The 5,539-nt window shown below is 35.2% G+C and carries 6 protein-coding genes; all 6 read right to left on the bottom strand.

Annotated elements, in window-relative coordinates; all coding sequences use genetic code 11:
• Window positions 1-437 precede the first annotated feature (437 nt).
• Window positions 438-1,247 carry a hypothetical protein gene (locus B4J23_RS09910; RefSeq protein ID WP_291360352.1) on the bottom strand — a complete coding sequence of 270 codons (810 nt, stop codon included), beginning with the start codon at window positions 1,245-1,247 and terminating at the stop codon, window positions 438-440.
• A complete protein-coding gene (locus B4J23_RS09905; protein WP_291360350.1) occupies window positions 1,244-2,539 on the bottom strand; it encodes an MATE family efflux transporter in 1,296 nt (431 codons plus the stop codon). Before B4J23_RS09905 ends, B4J23_RS09910 begins: the two co-directional genes overlap by 4 nt.
• Before the next feature lie 2 nt (window positions 2,540-2,541).
• A complete protein-coding gene (locus B4J23_RS09900; RefSeq protein ID WP_291360348.1) occupies window positions 2,542-3,579 on the bottom strand; it encodes a hypothetical protein in 1,038 nt (345 codons plus the stop codon).
• Window positions 3,572-4,057, bottom strand: a complete 486-nt coding sequence (locus B4J23_RS09895; RefSeq protein WP_291360346.1) for a GDP-mannose mannosyl hydrolase — start codon at window positions 4,055-4,057, stop codon at window positions 3,572-3,574. Before B4J23_RS09895 ends, B4J23_RS09900 begins: the two co-directional genes overlap by 8 nt.
• A 2-nt stretch (window positions 4,058-4,059) precedes the next feature.
• Window positions 4,060-5,022 carry a GDP-L-fucose synthase gene (gene fcl, locus B4J23_RS09890; protein ID WP_291360344.1) on the bottom strand — a complete coding sequence of 321 codons (963 nt, stop codon included), beginning with the start codon at window positions 5,020-5,022 and terminating at the stop codon, window positions 4,060-4,062.
• A 2-nt stretch (window positions 5,023-5,024) separates the two neighbouring features.
• Window positions 5,025-5,539: hypothetical protein (locus B4J23_RS09885; protein WP_291360342.1), on the bottom strand; the 515-nt coding region annotated here is incomplete at its 5' end.

Raw genomic sequence — 5,539 nt, 5'->3', positions numbered from 1 at the left:
TTTTAACCATAAAAGTATCAGGCCCATAAATAGCTATTACACCAGCAGTAACTAAAATTAAAAAATAGAAGACTAGAGTGAATCTAAATTTACTAACTTTTTTTATGTTCACGATATTATTAGATTTACTTATACTAGAATTTGGTATTTTTTGATTCCAAAAAAAACCCAGCCAGAATAAAACTGTAAAACATAATAATATTAGAGATGCACTATAAAGATCATTATAATCATATGAAAGTTGATAGAATGGAAATATATTTTCTTTAATATGAAAAAAAGCAGGGACAATTAAAATAAAAATAAAATAGCATGAAAAAAACACTGGTAAATAGCCATATCCTCTTCTACTTATACAAATGTATAATGAGAACAGATAAATAATTAAACTCATTATTAAGTTAAAATAAATCAAGATACGCCTCTAATATTAAAAATTATTTAAAATCTGACCAGCATCTGTTTAATGCTTGTATAGTTTTTAAAATTGATCTTTTATAAGTTAATTCCACATCATATATTCGTTTCAAGAACATATGTGCAAATCTTGACTGGGGTCTTAACAATAATAACTTTTCAATAAATGTTCCTCTATAGTCCATAAAAGGTGCATTATACTTATAAGCTAATAAACTTATTACAGTTTGGTCATGCCTATGATCCTGAAAATCATCTAAGTTAGATAGACCTTGAGTATTTTCCATATCGGTTAGAATTCTAGGATCTTGACAAGCTTCCAACCATTCTTCTAAAAACTCAAATGCCTTTGGACAAGGTGTCCAAAAACTATATGTAGCTTGTATCGGTGGTAAATTATAAATTTCCGGCTTATCCATATCCAGCAGAATAAAAGCATCTCGCTTGGTCCATTTAGACATAGGACCATGCTGGCCAATTGTTGGACCCAATACAAAACCATGTTTTTTTGTTAAAGAAATACAATTTTTGGGGAATGATTTAAATTGATAATAAGAAGAACGCCCTGCATCTGAGTAAACTAAAAGATCTCCTTCTTTAAGCTTTCTTAACTCTTGAAGAATAATTTGTGGCTTCCATAACCAATAGCCCGCCCCTCGGGATTGTGACAAAATGTCTTGGTTTTCCTCAACAAATGCAGGGTCTAAATGTTCCGGTCCTCGAGCACGTGCCTCATCAAACCCAACAGCTAGCGCAGACTGACACAGTTCATCACGCGCTTGAATAAAACTACCAGATGCGTAACTTAAGAAAATATTACGTGTCGTCATTTATATTCCTTCAATATCTTTTCATTACGCCACAAAATAAATAATCCACCAAGTGACAAAGCACAGGCACTTGCCAATACGGGACCATATACCGGCCAAAAAATTCGTAATATTGCGCTCAATAGCACAACACAGGCTATGCATAAGATTGATGAAATTAAATTGGCTTGCATTTGACCAGCAGAAAATCCAAGGGTATAAGCCGGTGCTCCCAAGGCATTCAACCAAAAACCTATAGCTAAGGTAGTTACAAAGGCAATTAATAATTTATCTATCTCTGTCAGTAATAAAAAAGATAGAAGAGGCGAACTCAAAACAACGAGCAGCATTACACCACCTGTTGCCAATAAAACCAGTCGACGTGCTCGAAAATAAAGCCTTTCGGCTTCTTGCGGATCAGATATTAACAGCCGAGTGATTGCGGGCGTCAGACCTAACACACCAGAAACAACGGCATTTCTAGGCAAAGCAACAAGTTTATACGCTATTTCATACAAGCCCAATGTCGACATACCTACAGAGTGGCCAATAATAAACTTGGACACAGGCTCAAATAAACCATTTACTAAATTAACGGCTTGCGCACGAATACTAAAATTAAATAACTCTCGAAAAAGAGATTTTGAACCTTCAACAGGAAAAATAGATAACTTGGCGCCATATTGTGAAAGATGGTGGTTAAATAAATACCAAGCAGCTATAGCAATAAAAATATTCTGTGCAAGTTGTCCCCAAGCCAGACCCGCTATACCAAACTTAGGCACCAATAAAACAATGATGAACATTTGTAACAGTGCACCAGCAACCGATAGATAAGCTGACATATATGCTAGATGTAGCCCGCGTAAAGCACCACTAATAACGTTGGCAATATTAGAAATCACAAAGACAGCTAACATCAGTGGTAAAATATGTAAAGCTTCGGCTTGCAAGTGACTTTCTGCAGGCACAATCCATTCTATTTTATAAGAAAAAATCAACCATCCTATTAATGCTAAGAACGAAAACAATGCAGTATTGATGACCAGAGCTGTATCTAAATACCCTCTAGCTTTTTGAGAATCTGTTTGAGCACTCACCATAGCAACGTGTCGTTCCGCAGAATTTCCCATCCCGACATCACCAATACGGATAATAAATATTGCAGCAGATAATACAGACCAAACGCCTAAAGCAGTTAATCCACCTTGTTCTACAACTAGTCTATATCCAATAAAAGTTAAAAGAATATTTATAAAAAATGCTGTTACCGTAGTAACAACATTTTTTTTAATATTTAACTTGCTAGACATGTTTATATGCTACCGTTGCTAGCAAATATAGAATTTAACTTTTGCCCACTTATTAACTTTAATTTCTCTTGAATATCTTGATCATCTATTGATTTAGAATTCTGCTGCTCTAGATTTAAAAAGAACTTTTCATGTTCATTTGGATAAATAGCTACATGCGGAATACCTTCTGTAACACAAAATTTCTCACTGAATGAATCAGGTCTTACTATGGGTAAAACACCTAGCTGGACAGCTCTTCCTAAAATACCGGAAGCCTGATCATAGCTAGGATCGTAATAGCACCAGACAGCATCTGCCGCAGCATAAAGTCCTAATATTTCTTCATCTGTCATAAAGCGATCAAAAATCAATGCACCTGATTCTTCCAAAGCTAATTTAACCTCGTGGCAGTCATCTGCAAATCGACCAGCAAGTACTACAAAATAGTTATATTGAATAAAGTATTGGATATTTTTAGCAAGAATTTTTGTACCTTTAGCCTTATTTTGCACACCTAAGGCAACTACAATAGATCTTCCATTGGCATAGTTTTTTACCTGTTGAACAATTTGATATTCAGGGGCATCAATACTCGGTTTCATACTATTTTTTAGCTGTTCAATTACTTTATTTTGTTCAGTTGTCATATCCCAGAGCTGAAAATCATAAATCCAATCATCTACAATCGTTGATATTTCAGGTTCAAGTGGCACAGGCACAATCGACAGAGTTTGCACTTTTTTTATTTTTTTCAAAACTTTTAATAGATACAACTTAAGCTTCAGCCTAAAGTTATTTGCATTTAATGCTGGTTTAGGTCTAAACAATAAACCGACTGTTTTCTTTCCAAAGAATGCTCGAATACATGCTACAAAAAAATAAAGCATAAAATTGTCTTCAATCATCAAAAAGAATACAGGACCTTTCTTAAAAAATAAGGTTAATTCGTTAATTCTTTCTCCACCAAAATTTTGCTTTACAAAATCAAGATAAGATTGACGATGACCTCTTAGGGTTCTTGTATAAAGGCCTACATTTGAAAGCTGCTTATTACTCATTAAAGCTCTCACTTTTAGAAATATTAAAATATTTTTTTGTATATTGATTTACATTTTCACTTTTTAAAATTTCTTCTTCTTCGAAAAGCTGATAATTTAGATGCTGTTTTAATGGTAATTGCTGTGTAAAGTTACTAGTCAAATATAGCTCATATCCTATGACGACATAGTGTGTGCTTACATCATCTCCAAATACACAATCATCATAAAAATGCTCAAACACGCCTAAAAACTTGGCATCTGCACGAGTCACCCCCGATTCAATACCAAGCTCCTCGCGTACCAAACGAATAAAAGCATCATCCAAAGTTTCATTTTTGCGTAAACGCCCTCCAGGTACAAACCAACAACCCTTGGCAGGTGCATTGACTCTTTTACCTAACAGAACTTCACCCTGCTCATTTTTTACAATCAAATCAATCGAAATCAGCGGTGTATGCTGAATCACGCTTTTAAATGTTTCGTTTGGTAGCCACATATTTAATTAGACCGTACAGAATCGATATTTTCCAAATACCACTGATAAGCATCACGCAAACCATCTTCTAATGAAATGCTGGCTTTCCAACCTAAGTCCGCCAAACGGCTCACATCCATCAACTTACGCGGTGTGCCATCAGGCTTCGTGGCATCAAACTCTAAACGGCCTTGAAAACCCGTTACTTTGGCAACGGTTTCAGCCAGTTCACGAATGGTACAATCAACACCTGTACCCACATTAATATGACTCAGCATCGGTTGGGTATTGGCTTTAAAAGTTTCCGTGTCCAATTCCATCACATGAATGCTCGCTGCTGCCATATCATCGACATGTAGAAATTCACGCATTGGCTTACCACTACCCCAAATCGTCACGACTTCAGCATTATCTTTCACAGCTTCATGAAAACGACGCAACAATGCAGGAATCACATGGCTATTTTCAGGGTGATAATTGTCATGCGGACCATATAAGTTGGTTGGCATCACACTACGGTAATCACGGCCAAACTGACGATTATAACTTTCACAGAGTTTAATCCCGGCAATTTTGGCAATTGCATACGGTTCATTGGTACTTTCCAATTCACCTTTTAATAATTCAGATTCTGCCATCGGCTGCTGTGCAAATTTTGGGTAAATACAGGATGAACCCAAGAACATCAGCTTTTGCACATTATTCACATGCGCGGCATGAATCACATTGGCTTCAATCATCAAATTTTGATAAATAAAGTCGGCAGGGTAAGTATTATTGGCGTGGATACCACCGACTTTTGCAGCAGCTAAATACACCTGATCAATCTCATGATCTATGAAAAATTGCTGAACGGCCGCTTGATTACACAAATCTAATTCTGCATGCGTTGCAGTAATAATATTTGTATAACCTTTGGCTTGCAGTTGACGCACAATTGCCGAACCCACCATACCGCGGTGTCCTGCAACAAATATATTATTCATTATCAAACCTTTAAAATCATCTTGAATTTTCTATATAATTTTATAAAAAAATTGGGCCGAGGTTTATTCAGCACATAGTTATAAACTTCCAATGCAAAAATTTTTTCTGCATCTTTCCGGATATGAAATTCATTAAACCTATGATATAGATCGTTAAATAATTCTCTCTTTTCAGCAGGCATATGATAAATAGCAACATCTAAATTAGTTTCACCAACATTACTATAGGAACGTGTAGTCCATATTCTCCTAATATCATTCTCTTGATTTTCGACATCCAATTGAGTAAGAACAATCGTAAGTAAATGCTCCTCAGTAAATATCAAGTCCACCCCATATATTGCTTGTATATGCGAAACTATTTTCGAAATTTGAGAGCATACTTCTTTAAGATTTTTCATAGAAAATAAATAAAATTCTCCACCATAAAAATCAAAAAAATCAATTGAGTCAGTTGAGTTATAAATTGAATTTTTAATATTCAACAACGACTCTCGTGTTTGCCCATTAATATTTT

The sequence above is a fragment of the Acinetobacter sp. UBA3025 genome (genome assembly GCF_002367915.1).
Lineage (GTDB): Bacteria > Pseudomonadota > Gammaproteobacteria > Pseudomonadales > Moraxellaceae > Acinetobacter.
The sequence above is the reverse complement of the archived record's forward strand: the minus strand, read 5'-3'. Positions and strand labels throughout refer to the sequence as shown.